Source organism: Daejeonella sp. AP26 (assembly GCF_056680515.1).
This window is the reverse complement of sequence record NZ_CM155286.1, coordinates 4,811,246-4,828,439: the sequence shown is the minus strand read 5'-3', so window position 1 is coordinate 4,828,439 and position 17,194 is coordinate 4,811,246. Positions and strand designations below refer to the sequence as shown.

Annotated in this window: 18 protein-coding genes and 2 pseudogenes; 5 read left to right on the top strand and 15 right to left on the bottom strand. The window is 39.0% G+C overall.

Features of this window, described 5'->3' with window-relative positions; translation table 11 throughout:
- Positions 1-372: 372 nt before the first annotated feature.
- Entirely contained in the window at positions 373-627 is a 255-nt protein-coding gene (locus tag AC1MCB_RS20580) for a hypothetical protein (RefSeq protein ID WP_479966608.1), read from the bottom strand.
- 646 nt (positions 628-1,273) lie between these two features.
- Between AC1MCB_RS20580 and AC1MCB_RS20575 the strand changes: the two genes are divergently transcribed.
- The gene (locus AC1MCB_RS20575; protein ID WP_479966607.1) at positions 1,274-1,519 is read left to right on the top strand and encodes a hypothetical protein; all 246 of its coding nucleotides are present in this window, start codon (positions 1,274-1,276) and stop codon (positions 1,517-1,519) included.
- 131 nt (positions 1,520-1,650) lie between these two features.
- Here the strand turns inward: AC1MCB_RS20575 and AC1MCB_RS20570 are convergent, their stop codons facing one another.
- From AC1MCB_RS20570 to AC1MCB_RS20555, 4 genes and pseudogenes are all read right to left on the bottom strand, one after another.
- Positions 1,651-1,773, bottom strand: coding sequence for a hypothetical protein (locus AC1MCB_RS20570; protein WP_479966606.1), 123 nt, complete (start codon positions 1,771-1,773; stop codon positions 1,651-1,653).
- 323 nt (positions 1,774-2,096) lie between these two features.
- Positions 2,097-2,438: a helix-turn-helix domain-containing protein gene (locus AC1MCB_RS20565; RefSeq protein ID WP_479966605.1), complete on the bottom strand. Its 342-nt coding sequence runs from the start codon at positions 2,436-2,438 to the stop codon at positions 2,097-2,099.
- Positions 2,439-2,739: 301 nt separating this feature from the next.
- Positions 2,740-3,498: pseudogene (locus tag AC1MCB_RS20560) on the bottom strand (DUF72 domain-containing protein).
- A 118-nt stretch (positions 3,499-3,616) separates the two neighbouring features.
- A pseudogene (locus AC1MCB_RS20555) lies at positions 3,617-4,311 on the bottom strand (SOS response-associated peptidase).
- A gap of 424 nt (positions 4,312-4,735) precedes the next feature.
- On the opposite strand from AC1MCB_RS20555, the gene AC1MCB_RS20550 reads away from it, so the two are divergent.
- From AC1MCB_RS20550 to AC1MCB_RS20540, 3 genes are all read left to right on the top strand, one after another.
- A complete protein-coding gene (locus AC1MCB_RS20550; RefSeq protein WP_479966604.1) occupies positions 4,736-5,113 on the top strand; it encodes a DUF4907 domain-containing protein in 378 nt (125 codons plus the stop codon).
- Positions 5,114-5,148: 35 nt separating this feature from the next.
- The gene (locus tag AC1MCB_RS20545; RefSeq protein ID WP_479966603.1) at positions 5,149-6,162 is read left to right on the top strand and encodes a Kelch repeat-containing protein; all 1,014 of its coding nucleotides are present in this window, start codon (positions 5,149-5,151) and stop codon (positions 6,160-6,162) included.
- Positions 6,163-6,245: 83 nt separating this feature from the next.
- Complete coding sequence (locus AC1MCB_RS20540) at positions 6,246-6,980, top strand: DNA-formamidopyrimidine glycosylase family protein (protein WP_479966602.1); 735 nt, start codon at positions 6,246-6,248, stop codon at positions 6,978-6,980.
- Between the two features lie 4 nt (positions 6,981-6,984).
- On the opposite strand, the gene AC1MCB_RS20535 is transcribed toward AC1MCB_RS20540, so the two are convergent.
- The 10 genes from AC1MCB_RS20535 to AC1MCB_RS20490 all read right to left on the bottom strand — a co-directional run bounded on the left by AC1MCB_RS20535 (position 6,985) and on the right by AC1MCB_RS20490 (position 15,643).
- Positions 6,985-7,242 carry a hypothetical protein gene (locus AC1MCB_RS20535; protein ID WP_479966601.1) on the bottom strand — a complete coding sequence of 86 codons (258 nt, stop codon included), beginning with the start codon at positions 7,240-7,242 and terminating at the stop codon, positions 6,985-6,987.
- A 234-nt stretch (positions 7,243-7,476) separates the two neighbouring features.
- A complete protein-coding gene (locus tag AC1MCB_RS20530; protein ID WP_479966600.1) occupies positions 7,477-8,046 on the bottom strand; it encodes a hypothetical protein in 570 nt (189 codons plus the stop codon).
- Positions 8,046-8,384, bottom strand: coding sequence for a type II toxin-antitoxin system HigB family toxin (locus AC1MCB_RS20525; RefSeq protein ID WP_479966599.1), 339 nt, complete (start codon positions 8,382-8,384; stop codon positions 8,046-8,048). The genes AC1MCB_RS20530 and AC1MCB_RS20525 overlap by 1 nt, the downstream gene beginning before the upstream one ends.
- A gap of 1,259 nt (positions 8,385-9,643) precedes the next feature.
- Positions 9,644-10,522 (bottom strand): FRG domain-containing protein, encoded by an 879-nt coding sequence (locus AC1MCB_RS20520; protein WP_479966598.1) that lies wholly within the window; start codon positions 10,520-10,522, stop codon positions 9,644-9,646.
- A gap of 161 nt (positions 10,523-10,683) precedes the next feature.
- Positions 10,684-11,100, bottom strand: coding sequence for a hypothetical protein (locus tag AC1MCB_RS20515; RefSeq protein ID WP_479966597.1), 417 nt, complete (start codon positions 11,098-11,100; stop codon positions 10,684-10,686).
- Between the two features lie 145 nt (positions 11,101-11,245).
- Positions 11,246-11,956 carry a Cthe_2314 family HEPN domain-containing protein gene (locus tag AC1MCB_RS20510; protein WP_479966596.1) on the bottom strand — a complete coding sequence of 237 codons (711 nt, stop codon included), beginning with the start codon at positions 11,954-11,956 and terminating at the stop codon, positions 11,246-11,248.
- Positions 11,957-12,898: 942 nt separating this feature from the next.
- Complete coding sequence (locus AC1MCB_RS20505) at positions 12,899-13,705, bottom strand: hypothetical protein (protein ID WP_479966595.1); 807 nt, start codon at positions 13,703-13,705, stop codon at positions 12,899-12,901.
- A gap of 585 nt (positions 13,706-14,290) precedes the next feature.
- Entirely contained in the window at positions 14,291-14,506 is a 216-nt protein-coding gene (locus AC1MCB_RS20500) for a hypothetical protein (RefSeq protein WP_479966594.1), read from the bottom strand.
- Positions 14,507-15,024: 518 nt separating this feature from the next.
- Positions 15,025-15,312, bottom strand: coding sequence for a HigA family addiction module antitoxin (locus AC1MCB_RS20495; RefSeq protein WP_479966593.1), 288 nt, complete (start codon positions 15,310-15,312; stop codon positions 15,025-15,027).
- Positions 15,313-15,337: 25 nt separating this feature from the next.
- On the bottom strand, positions 15,338-15,643 hold the full coding sequence (locus AC1MCB_RS20490; protein ID WP_479966592.1) for a type II toxin-antitoxin system RelE/ParE family toxin: 306 nt from the start codon (positions 15,641-15,643) through the stop codon (positions 15,338-15,340).
- Positions 15,644-16,280: 637 nt separating this feature from the next.
- Between AC1MCB_RS20490 and AC1MCB_RS20485 the strand changes: the two genes are divergently transcribed.
- Positions 16,281-16,805, top strand: coding sequence for a hypothetical protein (locus tag AC1MCB_RS20485; protein ID WP_479966591.1), 525 nt, complete (start codon positions 16,281-16,283; stop codon positions 16,803-16,805).
- Positions 16,806-17,194: the final 389 nt, after the last annotated feature.

The following is a 17,194-nucleotide window of genomic DNA, read 5'->3' as shown; positions in this document are numbered from 1 at the left end:
GGGGTTGTTTTAACCGTTTTCTTTCCTGGAGAGGAACATACGCTGCATGATCCACCGGAGGTGCAGTTCTTACAATGTTTACAGCTGGAACAAGCGTTGCAGGTTCCGCTTGGCGAGCAGGTTGCCGAGCAACAAGTCTTCGCGTTTGAGAAAGAGTTTATGCTGAAAAATAGAAAAGCAACGAGAAGAAGTTTTTAACGATCATTCTAGTGTTTTTTTAGTTTTTGCGATTCCGATTTCAGTGGCCTTTAACGCAAACTGTGCAGTGGCCCTATTAATCGTGACCAGCAAGACAAAAAACATGATGAAGACGACGAGCGGTATAACATTTTTTGTTTTCATACTATTTGGTTGTAATAGGTCGGGTAATCTCTAAACCTTCTCAACAATATCGCCGATTACCTGGCCTGCATTCTGTAGTTCGATGATAGTTTGTGCGCTTTTCATTGGCAGTGGAGGCAAAACTTTCCAAAAACGGGGGTTATTAATCCGGGCACCGTCCACGCAGCCTATGAAGAATCCGCCTGCTTCATAGAAGTAACAGATAACATACTCATTTACCTCGTCGAAAATCAATATCTTCTCAAGATCTGGAGGCTTTGTCTCTGAAACGGGAATCCAGGTCATGACTGAATCTTTGAAATAAATAAGGGTTCACCAAACGCGAAATAATCTAAAGCGTTTGAAACTAAGCAATTAAACCTTTAATTAAAATTACTAAGCAGATAAAAAGGGTGAACGGTAGTAATTATTGAGGGAACGGTTAAATTGTCTGAACGTTGATTGAAATGATGGAATGATGGACTATGATTTAAACCAGTGAACTTCCAGATTTTTGCAGTTTTGGCGATCTTACTAAAAACCGACGTCTTGCCGTTATCTTACTATTAAACTTATCCCTTTCATCCAGCCCGAATTAAAATTTAAGATTACCGCAGAGTAAAATTACTTGTTAAAATCGTAAATTAATAGTAAACTTAATATCATGGCAAATGAGCATTTAAGTGGTAAATGGGCAGTAATAGTGGCAGGTTATGTGGCTTTAAGTTTTCAGGTAATACTTTGGCGAAATGTTAATGTAATCTTGACTTAGAATCGAAAACTTTTAACGATAAGAAACTTGCCGATAATTCTGGCACTCTATATTACACTCCCCCGAAGTGAACCTACACTTATTTGTTAAGCCGAAATTAGAGGAATGTAACTTGTCTCGACAATGCCGTGTTGAAAACCAATTAACAAACGATCCCGGAAAAATAATATATTTAAGTACATGGAAGCCTTTGAAATAGAAGCTGATCTAACCACCGGTACGACCAGTATTTATATAATGCCTTTTGTACAGCAGAAAGGTAGAATACCGACTGCTTTTTCACTTGTACTTGACGGGGCCGAGGCTGGCACTATTTTCAAGGGTGAAGATTCAATTTGGTCATACATTGACGAAACCGCCTGGGATACTGAGGATCTACAGATCATCGGCTACCAAATAGAAAAATATTATACCGCTAACACCTAGTTATCAATCACGGGCACCTGGTTAGTAATTGCCACGTTAATATTGTCGTTTGTTGCCGGCCCGTTATAGGCGCCAGGTCAAAGGCTCAAGGATCTCGCCTGTTCCTGATATTCCTATTCTTCCGCTCATAATTAATAGTAAAAGCCTTCAATATTTTTTCCAGTGCTCTTGATATACTCCTCAGCCGATTTAATAAACATGATAGTTTTAACGCCTTCTTCGAATTCCCGGGAGGCTTGTTGTTGTCGCGTCATTAACTATTCATTTATTATCAAAGACTGATTTGCTAAAAATCTTAGCATGCATTACCTTTGCTTGCATGACAGTTATCCGCATTAGGTATCAAGGGAAAATTCATACCAGGGAGGTAACAAGGAATTATAAGGGTTGGTACATTATGACCAGTAAGGGCAGAGAATATTGGTTAGAAGGGATGAAAATGGATGGAATCTAATTCATGGCACCGTATTGCCGGACAAGTTTATGATTCAAATAGCGGAGCAGCTTGAAATATTAGAAGGAAGATAGATATCGCTGCTTCACTGGTTTAAAAAAGGATAAGCAAGTCTTCATATCTTTAACAATTCACTTCCAGCACCTTTTCGTAAAGCAGGATCACTTTTTTTTGCAGTTCAAGTACTTCAGCCTCGCGGTCGCGCAGTTTTTTAGTTAATATTTGGAGATCGGTCTCTCCCAGCGTTTGTTGTTCAGGTTCATTAAAGGTCAGCAACTGAATCGCGGTCAATTGGTAGATTGCAGAGATTTGTTCCAAACGGGAAAGGTTAATATCAGTTATTCCAGTCTCAATTTTTGAATACGCTGGAATAGACATGTGAAGACGATCAGCTACTTCTCCCTGATTCCAGCTTTTTTGCTGCCTCAAAAGGCGAATCCGAGCACCGAGCGTGATTATATCCATACTGTTACGAAAAGAATTTATTTTCTTTTGAATATAAAAAAATAAATTCTTTCTAAAAGTTAATTCTTTATTGAATACACAATATTGATCTAAAGAGTGGATTTTCTCACATTCGTCTCACATAGCAAAGTCTTCCCCCACATTATACTTTTTGGCACAAAATTATGATGAAAGCCGGTAGACCTACCCCATCTGTGATAGGAATTTGATATTATACGATTAAGTCCTTAAATATCTCTTTAGCGTCATCAACTAGCTTAGGAAACTCTTTATCGGAGGGCTGATCAATTGTCAAATAAGCCTATTCCAGACCTTCACCCCTCCATTCAATAATTCTATCTAACCAGCTTTTTAATCTTAGCTTATCAGTAGAATGATTGTTATTACCCAGAAATCGTATAAATGCGGTTTTTGTGGTCAGAGGTACCTGTAACAAATCCCGTCGGTTAGTTAAATCGTGGTATATCGTACCTATGCCAAACTTTTTGAAAAGGTTAACAACGGCTTCTAGCTGATCTTCAATAAACCAGCTTTGATGTATAAGCTCAACGTGAGTTAAAAAGGTAGGGGGCAGTAATTCAAGGTAGCTTTCGACAGTACCAATGTTCTTTGCACTGAAATTAGCACTCAGCTGTAAAAACGATGGGCCTAAACGCGAGCCGAACAAGTCGCAGACTTCAACGAATTGCTTTGTTGGCTCTAGTGCACCTTTTAATCGTTTTATGTGTGAAATTTTCGGAGGGAATTTGGGGCAAAATTTAAAGTTAGGATATTGATCAACTGCTTCAACCCAATTTTAGACTTGCTGTTCTGTTGCTGATTTATAAAATGTCGCATTTAATTCTATAAAATTAAAATGCTTTGCATATTGATGAAGATGGTTGTCTTTCTTTGTTTGGGCAGGGTATAAGGCACCATACCAGTCCGGATGCCCAAATCGTGGAGCTCCCAAATAGAACCGAAAGGTTTTGGCCGGAACCCCGGGCAGCCCGCTTTCTACATCCGGTAATGAAAAGTCTATATTGTCCGCGTCAAAGTGGTCGCTATAAAGTGGTCGCATTAGAAGCCTAATTGTTTTTTAAATGTTTTAAACGGCACGTATTTTTCTAAGTCGTTGGTATTTTGCAGGTGCTCGTCAAGTATGTCTCCTGGTATCTGTATTTTATCGAACGCCATGATTACTTAAAAACCACATGCTCAAACTCCTCCACATCTCCCACCACGTTTATCTTAACCGATTCTAAAAAATCTTCCCCAACGGGCTTTATCACTTCTAACCTTTTTTCTAAGGGTTGCGAGTTATCCAACCAAATATCAGAACCCTCCTTCGTCAAAAAAGCGGGCATCCGGTTATGAATCTTTCCCCAAGCTTCCACGGCTTCATGCGTTATTACGGTGCAACTGGTAAAAACTTCACCGGTTTGCCTGTTGGTCCAATCTTCCCAAAGCCCGGCAAGCAAAGTGAAATCCTCCCCTTTTTGCTTGATGAAGTGCGGCTGTTTTTTCTTCTTCTCCTTTTTTTCGTCTGCCCATTCGTCAAGCTCTTCCCATTCGTAATAACATTGACGATAACTACACAGTGCTTTTTACCTAACAGCGGTTTCCATATACTAGACTCCTGAAGTTTATCGTACCGGGCGTTGAAGGTTGAAAGCTTGTTAATCGGCTTCCCCGTCTTCGGATCAGGCTTAGCAAACCAGGGAATTAGCGCCCAGTTTTTATAATCCAGTTCGTTTGGATGACGACTATCTATCACAGGGACTTTACCCGTAGGAGGCACATTTATATCCCTGGTCCATTCGCCCCCTTTTGACTTCAAATCAAAAGCTCCTAAAATGTCATCTGTTGCTGGTGTTGCTACTCTTCCGCACATAGATAGTTTATTCTTTAATAATTATTAATTAATTGCGGTGCTGTTTCAGATTTTGATAATCAAATATAATAATCTAATTATATCCGATGCATCTCGGTCGCAGCAGCCTCACAGACCTAGAGCTTAGACCTCCCGGCTGATTTGAAAAGGGCGCTCTTGAGTCTTTAACTGATCTTTTCAAACGGAATCAAATCGGGCTGTGATCAGTGAAACGAACGAGCGTCGGGATGCACTGCACATGATCCTACCAAACAAACCAGCATACATCCGGTTCAACGGCAATAACAAACATCCGGCAGAGAACCAAGCACGTCATTGTGTGCACTACCAGTACACAATTTTAAAAAAAATTTAGATCTAAGATCTTGCCTTGTAGTTTTTAAGTATTTTTATTAGAGCATAAATCACACTAGGTAAGTTGGTTATGGGAATCTATCTGATTTACGGTAAAATTATCTTAATTATCATTTGGATTATTTTACAACCCGCGCAGCAGTCACCACATCAACAAAGTCATATTCATTCGACAGGTGCAACTCATTCATTAAAATCTAATGTTTTTGAAAAGGTCACTTATAAAATCATTCCTGCACTGAATCAATCATTCGGATATGAAATTCTCATTGATGAAAAAGTTATAATTCGGCAAAGTACGGTACCTGGCATCCCTGGAATTAAAGGTTTTAAAGATAGAAAAGATGCTGAAAAAGTGGCCCAATTAGCAATTTCAAAAATCCTCAAGAAGCAATTTCCCCCTTCGATTACCGCTGTAGAATTACGAAAACTAAAAGTTTTAATATAATTATTACATCGTGTGTACGACCAAAAGATAATCTTATGAAAAATTTTCGCTTTTACCTGTTACTACTGGTGCTTTTTGCGAGCTGTCAAAAAGAACCTAATGACAGCTTGCCTTCCCAAAAAGATGTACAGCTTATTGAAATTTCAACTGACGGTGTTTGGACTAGATTACCTGATTTCTTAGGCAGAACACATGCTGTTGGTTTCAGTATTGGGAGTAAAGGCTATATCGGTACAGGCTATAGCTGGACGCCACTGTCGGACTTTTGGGAGTACGATTTAGCTACCGGGTCCTGGGAACAGAAAGCAGCTTTTGGCGGTGGAAAACGAGCAGATGCAGCGGCATTTAGCATCGGTGATAGAGGATATGTATTTGGAGGGGTGAATGAACGAGGAGCCGATGTTGTTTTAAAAGATTTATGGGAGTTTAATCCTGAATCAAATACATGGGAAAGGAAAGCTGATCTGCCAGGGCCACCCCGCTCCCACCCAGCGGGTTTAAGTATTGGCGAACATGGGTACATTGGGCTTGGCTACACTTACTTCAAAGCAATGGTCAATAATTGTCCGGTGGACTCCTTAAAGATATTAAACGACTTTTGGCAATATAACCCTGCGACAGATGACTGGGATGAAAAAGCGCCATTTGAAGGAGGAGCAAGATTCAACGTCGTGTCATTTTCAGTCGGAAAAAAAGGCTACTTAGGAACAGGTGAGCTTTTTGGTGAAAGGAAAGCCGATTTTTGGGAATACGATCCGAATGCCGATAGTTGGAGTAGAAAAGCCGACTATCCCGGAGGACCAGTGTCTGATGCAATTGGTTTTGGCATACAAGAACTTCAACGAGGATATTTGGGAACCGGACCTGGAGCTGGAACTAAATTCTTTGAGTTTAATCCTGCGGCTAATGAATGGAAGCAAAGGACTAGCCTGCCATCGGGCTCAAGCGGAGGCGTTGCTTTTGCTATCGGAAAAAAAGGGTACATCGGCTCTGGTTTTTCCGTCGATGCAACCTTGAGAGAATTTTGGGAATTTAATCCTTTGTTGTGATCGAAGCTTCTATTAGGGCGTTAATCAGCGGTTAATCCATAGTAACTTAAAAACCAATACTGCAGTTTCCTGTTATCCACTCTATGCCAGAGGGACCAGTAATTCGATTTCTAACTGAGCGGTCTCAGAAATTTGTCGGGAAGAAAGTTTTGAAAGCTTCTGCAATCGACAACTCCCTGAACCTGCCTCAACTTGAGGGACAGAAAGTACTCAAAATACAAACATACGGTAAGCAATTCCTGATCTCGTTCGAGAAGATCAATGTCAGTGTTCACCTGATGCTATTTGGCTACTGTTTAATTGACGAAAGGAAAGAAAACGGAAAACTCCGCCTTGGCCTTGAATTCGATAACGGGGAATTAAACTTCTATGCTTCCAACGTTAAATTTGTGGAAGGAAAACTAGAAGATGTATATGACTGGAGTGTCGATGTTCTGAGCCCAAAGTGGAACCCGACTGCAGCAGTGGAAAAATTAAATGACCTTCATAAGATCATTATCTGCGACGCCCTGCTTGACCAGGACATTTTTGCCGGAGTGGGCAACAAAATCAAAGATGAGATACTGTTCAACACCAAAATACATCCGGAAAGCAAAGTTGAAGACGTCCCTTTAGCTAAGAAGAAAGAATTGGCCGAAGAAGCTGCCTCCTTCAGTCACAAATACCTGGGTTGGAAACGCACGGAGGTACAGGACGAGAACTTTAAGGTGCATTGGAAGGACACGTGCCCAAGGGATAAGACTCCCATAAAAAAACCCAAGTTGGGAACCAACAAACGAACAACTTACCACTGCCCGGTTTGCCAGGTTAAATATTGATTTATCACTGGTAATGACTATCTATTCGGTCCCCCACCAGATCAGGTCTCAACTGGTCGAGATCGCCCTCGAGCCAAATCCAGCCATCGGTTAACCTCTGGTCATGAACAAGAACGCCTAACTTGCTTCGCAGGTTATAAACTATAAACCTCATTTCTGATCTCAAAGGACACCACTCAGGCATGATCAACAATTCGATGTTACGACTCTCCCATTCTACCTCAATGGAAAAGGGCATCTGATCATGTAGGTCGTCAAGCATAATTAATCTATAAATGTATTAAGATCCATTGGATCCTCTCACTTGTAAAAAGGGTGAACGGTAGGGATTATTGAGGGAAAGGTAGGCAAATATGCAAATGAGGAAATGTGCAAATGAAGGAAAGGGGGAACGGTAACTTGTCTGGAATTTTGATTGGAATGATTGGATGATGGGGTGTTATTATAGGCCTGCGAGATAGCGTAATATCTTTCATTTAAGCTTCTTTACCCGCATTTACATTTGACTAGCACACTCCATTAAGTCTTCTTTAGAAAGTTTGATATTCGGATTCTGTATCTGTCTTGCAGCATCATTAATTCGTTCCTTCTCTTCATTAGATAAGAATATTGGAATTAGACTTTGCATTTCAATTTTCAATAGCCTGTGAATAACTACCAAATCCGTTAGTTTAAATGGTCTTATGCCATTAATTAGCTCGGACATATGTGTCTTGCTTCTGTGGCCTAACAGTAACGCTAAATTCTCCTGAGTAAGATTGAACTCTTTAAGTTTCGCTTTGATAACACCAGTCCTGAAGGTCATAAAAAGCCTCTCTTGTTCAGCAATAAATTCCGAAACGTCACTTTCTGCAATTTGCTCTTCACTGACATGATCGATGTTCGACCACTTGCGGTTTTCGTACTCTTCAATTAGATCCCGTAATTTTCTTCTAAGATTCTTAAAATGAACATCCTCTTTAGATAGAATTCTTAATTTTCTATCGGCAATTATTGCTCTCTCCAGATCCAGCTCGTTATCTAATTGCTTTTTAGTAAGTAGATTCTCTATATCGAAATTTTTCATTACTCAATATGGTTATGTCTTCTGAGCCATTTTTCTATTGATGGCTTATTATTTTTAAATGTTAAAGTATAGTCTTGATGTGAGCCGACCCAGACAATTGTCGCCTCTCCTTCATCAAATTCGAGTAATATAAGAGTTCTATGAATGTTTATATTAAAGAAGTAGAAGCCATCATTATGTACACAATCCAGGTCTTCTCCTAGTTCTCTTAGTGCTGCTTCTGTTAAGTTTGGCTGTTCGAGATTTTGTATCAACGAGTCTATCTCATTGCATAACTTGAGGTTTCCTTTATTCTTTAATTTTAGTTTGATCAACTTCTTCTTGCCAATTACTCTCATCTAGCTTGTATCAAATATATAAAAGTTCGGATTGAATCCGAACAGAATAGTGTAAAACTTTTATGTTCTGTATTTATTATTGTGTTTATTACTTTTTTAATTAGTCCTCAAAGTATCTGCAGGTCATTATGCTTTATCCCAACATAGACATTATTGAATTTCGAAGGCTACACATTAATATCTACGATAACATGGTTGTATCGCCTCGAAAATTAATCAATTAAATTCCTAATTAAATTTGCAGGGGCGTATAAAAGGGTGAACGGTAGGAATTATTGAGGGAACGGTAAAAATGTCTGGACTTTGATTGATATGATTAGATGAAGGGGCCTTCTTTAACCGGCGACGTCGACTGATTTTCACGATGAACAGCTTTGGGCTACTTTTTTTTTATTAGCTTTTCTAATAATGAAACTATATCTTTGTGTAAAGAATTTCGGATTGGGGTGTCCCCGGTCGGCAAAAAAGTCTGGTAGTTTTACCGGACTTTTTGCTTAAGGAAATATTTTCAAACCGTACCTTCTATTTCCTTTTCTATAAAACTTATCATCTATAAGATCAAATGCAGGGTTTGCCCGTTCCGTGTCAATTGTGAACCGGGCAACAGGATAAGCCATTAGGTCTGCAAGTTGAAGCCCATTTACATCATCCTTTTTATCCCTAAAGTGAAACGGTGATCACTTGCCGCTTAAATCTTAATGGCTCTGATGGCTAAAGCATACCCGCTTTTTTAACCATCGAAATGGCCAATTATGGTTAGACCAGGTCTCTAGTAACAGGAACATTAAAAGCAGACGAATAATCCGGTAGAGATAAGATGTTTACCTGAATAACTGGATTTCCACCCTTCTTCCTTAATACATTTGCTGAGCTTTAGAGATTTCATTATTCAACTGATCCCAAGATGTAACATTTTTAAACTGTTTTTCCTCCCGAAAGCTACTACAGCGGATTATTGGTGTTAAATATCCACCATTTCGGAGATGTGTATTATCGATTAGATCAACACTTCCTCGTCTAAAGTACCAGCCAGCGCCGAAGGGAAGACGCACAAACCCATTTAGCATTAGCTTTTCAATTAAATCATCGATCATAATGTTCAAAGATGTAAAAACAAATGCATGTTTTTTTTGCATCTAAAACTACACGATTGAAGGGTTGAAATTGTTAAGGATGGGAAAATCCATTAGGCAAACGGCATTGCGTCTTTTGCTCAAACATGCCTACGTCAGTGAAAACTGACAATCGAAGGCTCCAAATTATATTATTTCGCTAAGACTGTCGCAAGATCCAAACATATTTCTGCAATCCACTCTGAACATGGATCTGGCTGTTTTTTCTTCTGTCTCGCTCAAGCTGTCAGCATGGGTTGTGTATAGTGTCTTCAAGCGAGCATTCTCTTTAAGCTTCGTGAACTGACAACCATAAGTACGTTCTAGATACCCATTTCTCAAATAAATACTATTGCTGCTTATTGAATAGATGTCATCCAACTCTTCCAAAATATTACTTTTTGCGTATTGTGGTATACATACCTTTTTAAGGTAGTGCAAATTATGCTGCTTTTCATGATACTGCCACAAATCATAACTCTCTTTAGACTCCTGATCATTAAGTGGTGCGTGTCCCCACATCATAAAGCACCCTGATTGCATACGCATACGGGGATTGACGACTTTTGTGCTAACAAATGCTAGCTTCTGGGTTTTCATGGCGTGTTCATGGTAGGCGGAAAACCTGTTATAATTATCCAAATTGGTAATAAAAAGTGCCCCATTAGACTTCAGGTCCTTTTCTCCATGGCATGCAAAGAACAATGCAATCAATATGTCGTGGGTCCAATCAAGCAACCTGGTAGGAATGCCATAATGTTGGCAAATCATGAGCCATTCCAGATCAAAATTTGTGTGCGTTAAGGGTGGCGATCGTTTTGGTTTGTCCTGAAGAATAAAACTTTCATATTGAACAGTTTGGTACCGCTTGAAATTATTAAAACGGTAAATGAACGGCTGTAAAGTCCATGAAAAATCAGCCTGTCCACGGAACCGAAAACTCGACTGATCCAAAGACAAGCTGTATAAAAAAGTCAAAGCTTCAGAAGTCGAAGTAATTTTCATGTTCTCCTCTGTTCTGGTCATTTGGTTAATTTTAGTGAAGTCCTCATTCTATTACTAATGCTGCACCAATAAAGCAAATCCAATCAGGTTAGTAGCCGCAAGTTTAAAGCTAATTGCGGCTTTCTACATTTGCACCTGACTGGCGGTTATATGTTGAATAATGTAAATGTCACATTACTAAATCAATAATCAGGGTAGACAGTTACATTATCAAATCCATCTGAAGATACCCACGAAGACTGAGCATCGATTCTATAATTATCGCTTACAGAATTCAGATTACCTATTTTTAAAATATCTTCAAGTCTACCAAATTCTTCCACCTCAGAAACAATCATAAACTGAGATATTTTCCTCGAATTTTTATTAAAATCTACTGCTAAAGTGAAACCGTCTTTTTTATAGAAATCAGTGTAATAGTAACTCGCTGGTATACTAAATGGTCCAGTATCTTTAAGATTTGGCGGCCCTAAAACCCAACGAACTTCATCAATGCTTTTCCCAATAAGTTCCGGGATATCAAAGGCAACTTCTGGTGGTTTTGATGGTTTGCAAGCAATAAAACATATAATTAATAATGAAATATTAAGTTTGATCATTTCATTTGCAGGTAACGGTTAGACGTTTATTGTGCCCGAATAGCAGTACTTCACTATCGCCCACGTATTAATGTATTTAACAAGCACAGCAGAATAATTACCATGTCTCCTCGGCATAATTCAAACCTAGTTTTGACAACAGTATTTATTTAATTTCTTCCTTAAGTTCATCCATTAATTTACTCAAATGCTTCATCAAGTTTTCAATGTCGAGTATGAATGTCTCAATCTTTACTTCTTCAGCTGAATAAAAACTAATCTGGTTTTCTATTTTAATTGTGTTCCTTTTTGCTCTAAAGTCTTGGTGAGTTGGGGTAAATCGGTGGTTGAAAGAATTTCTTATATTATAAGAGTCTTTGGTGTTTTTTAAAAAGTCAGATAATGCACCTGCAATTTTTGTTGATTTAATCTTTTTAACAAAAGATTCATTGAGAAATATTTTATGTTCTTCAATTTCTAAATCGCAAACTATATTTAACAATTGTCCCAGTACATCTCTTGTGGAGAAGAAATAATAATAAAAGATTTCAATATAGTAGTCGAGTAGTATTCTGTCAGTTTGTTCGTTTATCGACTCATTTAATGCATCTCTTTGAATACGTAGAAAATGAGTTTGTACATAAACACGAGTTTCTGTCAGCTTTCCAAGCCGATTATCTAAACAATTGTTCCACCAATATACATCTTCGTTTCTAATAGCATTTCTATAAGTGGAATCCTGCAGTATTTCAATAGCTGCTGATTTGTATTCAATATTTAAGCGATTAATTTTTGGAGTGATTTCACCAACTTCTTTTCTCTCTTCTCTTGTTGGATATTTAAAGGTGTCAGAACCTAACGTGATTGTGTTTTTCATGTTTGATACTCGAGGTACAAGGGTTTTGGAGAAACGTTTTACGAATAATGCTGCCAACTAGTGGCTATATGCTGTAGCTAGACAAGATTCTCTCCCACTTAGTACAGCCTTTCTCCCAGCAGGGTCTCTCACAGAGTACCCTGCAAAAGTTTTCACTAATCCCACCTGCCCTCCCTCATCTTTCCAAACGATTTTGCAGGTATCATCTTATAATGCACGGTGGAATAATTCCTGAATATAAAGCTTTCCAGCGTAATCACTTGATAAAAAGGGTGAACGGTAGGTATTATTGAGGAAACGGTAAAACAAATGAGCAAATGTGCAGATGAGTAAATGTGCAAATGGAAGGAAGTGGGAGCGGTAAGCAAATGTGCAAATATTCAAATGAGGAAATGTGCAGATGAAGGTAGGTGGAACGGTAGGGAAATGTGCAAATATGCAGATGAGTAAATGTGCTAATGGAGGAAGACGCGGAAGAATATCGAAGTGATAGGTGCTCGCTACGATGCCGAACAACAAGCGCGAGTGGAATATTGAACATCGACCAATGGCGAAGCGAAATAGCTGAAGTGACAGAGCATTCGCTGCGGCTGCTCGTCGACACGAATGTCCGGCTAGAAAGGATTTTACCGATATAATCTTCTGACGGCGACGGTATAATAATTCTTCAACATAAAGTTATCGATGGTAATCATCTGATAAAAGATGGTAATCATCTGATAAAAAGGGTGAACGGTAGGAATTATTGAGGGAACGGTAAAACGATGTGCAGATGAGTAATGTGCAAATGAGGGAAATTGGTGAAACCGGAAAGTCGGGAATGCATTGCCTTTTGATGCAGACTTGATATATGCTGTGCTTCGACAAACAGATATACACCCATATTCACTGGGAGACTATAATTTTTTTACAGTTGTCTAACCTGGGACAACGAACTTCATCTTAGTCATTTCTCTTAGGCTCCTGATTTTTGCGATTTGAGGTGGAAAAAACTAAAGGGACCAATTTTTGGACTGATGTGGGCCCTTCCCAAATCATCAGACCGGAATCTATCTGTTTTAGTTCTAATCCTTTAGCAGACAATTTTCTTATGAATAGTGTAAGCATCTCATCTGCGCCGCGAGCATTTTTAATACCTCCAGCCTCGAGTCTTCTTTGTACGAAATTAATTGCTTCACTACTGGAAATAACAGATCTAAATGCTTGCTGGAGGCAAGTAACTGTATAGTATATACTATATGTGAATTCGTTGTTGGCTCCAGCCAATGATCTTGTGGCACCAATTCCCCAACTGTCAGAAGATCCGTGCGTTTGTTGAGCGGAAGGAAGATCATCATTCGCACTCAAGTTATCATCTTCATATCCGGACGTTGCTATTTGAAGTGTTGCACTTTGATTAACCAGATCTACGGCAAAATCGAACCCTATAGGATAAGTGTTATTATCACGCACATCTTGGTTTATCCAAGTTCTGGATTGACCGTTAACAACAATAGTAAGAAACCATTCGGCGGATGCACCGGGATCATCCTCCGTTCCACTTCTACCAACTTGAATAGAATCTATACGCACCAAAACTCTACTACATTGTGGCTGTGGTTGTGGCTGCGGTTGTGGTTGTGGCTGAGGTTGTGGCTGAGGTTGTGGCTGAGGTTGTGGCTGCGGCTGCGGCTGCGGTAATTGATTACCCTGAGGACAACAAACATATATGACGCGGTCGCTACAGCCAAAATTGCAATCGTGATTCATATCCTTTAATTTTATAAGTTAAAAAACTATAGAACTACAAGTGAATCAACATTCAAAATGATAACATAAAGCTAAAAGAAATTTGTCTAATTGGCAACCTAAATTAAATTTATCATCTTCATTTTTTCATCGCAAATTTTGAAACTTAGTAGCTACCCGCACTTCGCCAAGCGCTGAATCGTTACCGGCAATTAAATAAAACCCACAATGCTCATAAGACTAATCGATTTCCTGCTGACAATTTTATCTTAAAGCTGAACACAAGGACAAACGACCGTTAATCTGAACGACTATTCCTCAATATTAAAAGAGAAAGAAAAACCCCTGGGATACAATCAAAAGCTTAGGTCTAGAATCTGTAAGTTAATTTTGCTACCCCATCTATCCTAAATTTCAGGAGTATATTTTTGTTGCAGCAGGGTCTCTCGCAGAGGACCTTGTTGCAGTTTTCACTAATTCCCACTTGCTCTCCCTCCTCTTTCGAAACAATTTTGCAGATATCATCTAATGATGCGAGGGTGAAATAATTCTTCAATATAAAACTATACAGCTTAATTACTTGATTAAAAGGGTGAACGGTAGGAATTATTGAGGGAAATTCACCACCCACATACCATACTCGTGGGCATGGAATGCATCATTTGCCTGCTTTCGCGTCACCAGCCGATATAGTAGGTAAGCGACCTGCTCGACCGCCGGAATCAATGGAACATCGAATAGCAGATCAGAAGGCGGCTCGTTACCAGGCCACAACGCTGCGTACGAGAGCATATATTCTTTTCCAATTTTGACTTTTTTCATCGATCCGGCTTAGATAGCCACTGCGTAGGAAATCTTTCTTCGCGTCACTCACAGCACCGCGTCGTAGATCTTTGAAACCAACGGCAAAGTACAGTAAAGATAATAGCCGTTACACAATATTGCATTTTGTCGCAGCAGTCTCTCGCATAGGACCCTGCTGTAGTTTTAATTAATTCCACCTGCCCTCGCCTCATTATTCCAAACGATTTTGCAGATATCATCTTATGATGCGAGGGTGGAATAATTCTTCAATATAAAGCTATCGAGGGTAATACTTGATTAAAAGAGTGAACGGCAGGGGTTATTGAGGGAACGGTAAAATTTATAAGCTTTTTCTTTTCCCCCTAGTTTCCCATTAGCGCTTTAACTCTGATAATGTTCGGGTTTATGTATTTGGGTCTTAGGGTTATTCTTGATGCTAGACAAGCTCTAAACTAGATTCTTAAAAAAGCAATTAGATAACTTCTCAGAGCAAAAAAAAGGCGCTAAAATTAGCGCCTCTTAATTACAATCTGTCTTTATGCGTGTTCCAATTGTCGTGCTTTGTATAGGTCGTATGAGACCTGTAATCCAGCCCAATAATCGGCACTCACATTTAAAAGCTTTTCAAGCTTTATTGCAAGCTTCGCTGAAATGTTTCGCTTTCCGGCGAAGATGTCGCTTAAGTGATGGGGTAAAATTTCCAACTCTTTAGCAACATCCTTTTTCAGCATCCCACGTTCTTCTATTTCTTCAAGAAGAAATTCTCCTGGGTGAAATGCTTCGATAATCAGCGGATTACCGTTTCCATCTACAATTTGGTTCATATATCTATAACACTTCCCGTGTTAATTAGGTCGAATAGTGATTTGTGATTTCTTCTATCACCAGTATCTCTATCGACATGTCTTTATCTATACTGAAAATGATCCGGTAGGACTTATCTATCCTTATAGAATATTTCCCTGCGTACCTTTTCTCTTTTAACTTTTCAAAGTGCAAGCTTTTTATTTCTCTAAGATCCTTTGTGTCTTTAGCATTTTGGATCTGGCCTAGTCTTTTTATAAAGCCTTTTGCTACTTCAAATGGGAAAGGTAATTTCCCATGCGTTCCGTTGGCCACTTCTCCTAGAAAGTGGTCCTTAATTTTTACCTGCATCTTTATTTAATTAAAAATTTTTTTTCATGACTTTGGGGGTTTGTGAGTGAGTAATTGTGTTTGATTCACTGCAAATATAACCAAGTTTTGGTTATTACCAAAACTTGGTTATAAATAAATTATAAAACGCTGATTATTAATCATCTTATTTTTATATAGGAGTATGTTTTTTAGAAATTCACCTGGTAGTTAAAATTACAAAAGGGATATTAAGGTGTGTCTCTCCCTTTTGTCGGGACTTGTATCCTCCTATTTATTTTTTACGAGGGGCGTCCATTTCTGAGCCTATACCCCTCTGAAATTAAAATTCCGGATCATTTTTTCAAGCTCTGCTTTCTTCGCCAAATCGCTTGCATTAGCTTCCATGTCTGCCATCTTTTCAGTTAAGCCTAAGAAAAGACAGTGCTAACTTTTTCTTCTCATCGCTTAGAGAGATATATCGCTTTTATACAGACCTGGAAGAAAAGAATAAAATGGATAACATCCCGTTCTTTGAATTTAATATCACAGAATAAAAGAAGCGGAGATTATCGAGCTTAAAAAATTCCATAAGTCCTATTTCGATATCGAAAACATTACCAACACCGCAAGTGAACTTAAGTATTTAAACGAGTTAAAAAACTTGTTGAACAGGGAAATGATCCTGCCTTCAGAAAGCTTCGTTACCTTTTTCACCAAACAGGTTTACTCCGGTGTAATGACCGCAAAGGTTAAAGAGCAGCTCACCCCTATTGTAAAACGTTCATTTAACTTACTAATCAGCGATGCTATTAATGAAAGACTGAAGTCAGCACTTAACCAGGAGAAACAACTGGAAGTGGCAGAAACTGTTAAGGTTGAAGTAGCCGCGTCTGAGCCCGCCTCAACTGTGGTAACTACGGAAGAAGAATTGGAAAAATTCTATATTGTTAAGTCGCTGCTCAGGCAAAACATTGATGTGAAACGGATCACTTCACGGGACGCGCAATCTTACTTCGCTATTCTGCTGGATGATAATAACCGTAAAACCATTTGCCGTTTTTACTTCGGTGCTGTTAAAAAATGTCTGGTTATTCTGGATGACGCTAAGAAAGAGGTTAAGTATGAAATTACGTCTGTTGATGAGATCTATAATTACGGAGACGAGCTTTTGAAGGCGGTGGCGAGGTTGGAGAAGAAGTAATTCATTAAGAAAACCTCTACTGTTGCTGTCACCAACAAATAGATATTTTGACATTCCAACTTTTACAGAATAAGATTCAGAAATTCTGTGAATTTGGCCAAAACTAGTTCATGAGAAAGATCAGATTGGGTTTCCATATCGATAGTAGGTAAAGCATTCACCACTTTCATAAACGACCATTGCTGAGACATTTTCGAGTAACTTGAAACTTTCCCGGGGCAGAGCAATGACGAGCATATTTTCATTGGTAAGGACAAAATGCTTTTGACATGCTATGCCCTTACTGTTGTTCTGGCCGGAACCGACGGACTTGAATTCTACGTACAGGCACCGATGCTTTGTAAATAACATTGTAATCGCCATTCGTATTTAATAAACGTTGCAACAAC

Bases quoted from the DNA above. Each gene is read 5' to 3' on its own strand.
- AC1MCB_RS20580 (WP_479966608.1), bottom strand. From the start codon at position 627: ATGACCTGGATTCCCGTTTCAGAGACAAAGCCTCCAGATCTTGAGAAG.
- AC1MCB_RS20575 (WP_479966607.1), top strand. From the start codon at position 1,274: ATGGAAGCCTTTGAAATAGAAGCTGATCTAACCACCGGTACGACCAGT.
- AC1MCB_RS20570 (WP_479966606.1), bottom strand. From the start codon at position 1,773: ATGACGCGACAACAACAAGCCTCCCGGGAATTCGAAGAAGGCGTTAAA.
- AC1MCB_RS20565 (WP_479966605.1), bottom strand. From the start codon at position 2,438: ATGGATATAATCACGCTCGGTGCTCGGATTCGCCTTTTGAGGCAGCAA.
- AC1MCB_RS20550 (WP_479966604.1), top strand. From the start codon at position 4,736: ATGGGAATCTATCTGATTTACGGTAAAATTATCTTAATTATCATTTGG.
- AC1MCB_RS20545 (WP_479966603.1), top strand. From the start codon at position 5,149: ATGAAAAATTTTCGCTTTTACCTGTTACTACTGGTGCTTTTTGCGAGC.
- AC1MCB_RS20540 (WP_479966602.1), top strand. From the start codon at position 6,246: ATGCCAGAGGGACCAGTAATTCGATTTCTAACTGAGCGGTCTCAGAAA.
- AC1MCB_RS20535 (WP_479966601.1), bottom strand. From the start codon at position 7,242: ATGCTTGACGACCTACATGATCAGATGCCCTTTTCCATTGAGGTAGAA.
- AC1MCB_RS20530 (WP_479966600.1), bottom strand. From the start codon at position 8,046: ATGAAAAATTTCGATATAGAGAATCTACTTACTAAAAAGCAATTAGAT.
- AC1MCB_RS20525 (WP_479966599.1), bottom strand. From the start codon at position 8,384: ATGAGAGTAATTGGCAAGAAGAAGTTGATCAAACTAAAATTAAAGAAT.
- AC1MCB_RS20520 (WP_479966598.1), bottom strand. From the start codon at position 10,522: ATGACCAGAACAGAGGAGAACATGAAAATTACTTCGACTTCTGAAGCT.
- AC1MCB_RS20515 (WP_479966597.1), bottom strand. From the start codon at position 11,100: ATGATCAAACTTAATATTTCATTATTAATTATATGTTTTATTGCTTGC.
- AC1MCB_RS20510 (WP_479966596.1), bottom strand. From the start codon at position 11,956: ATGAAAAACACAATCACGTTAGGTTCTGACACCTTTAAATATCCAACA.
- AC1MCB_RS20505 (WP_479966595.1), bottom strand. From the start codon at position 13,705: ATGAATCACGATTGCAATTTTGGCTGTAGCGACCGCGTCATATATGTT.
- AC1MCB_RS20500 (WP_479966594.1), bottom strand. From the start codon at position 14,506: ATGAAAAAAGTCAAAATTGGAAAAGAATATATGCTCTCGTACGCAGCG.
- AC1MCB_RS20495 (WP_479966593.1), bottom strand. From the start codon at position 15,312: ATGAACCAAATTGTAGATGGAAACGGTAATCCGCTGATTATCGAAGCA.
- AC1MCB_RS20490 (WP_479966592.1), bottom strand. From the start codon at position 15,643: ATGCAGGTAAAAATTAAGGACCACTTTCTAGGAGAAGTGGCCAACGGA.
- AC1MCB_RS20485 (WP_479966591.1), top strand. From the start codon at position 16,281: ATGATCCTGCCTTCAGAAAGCTTCGTTACCTTTTTCACCAAACAGGTT.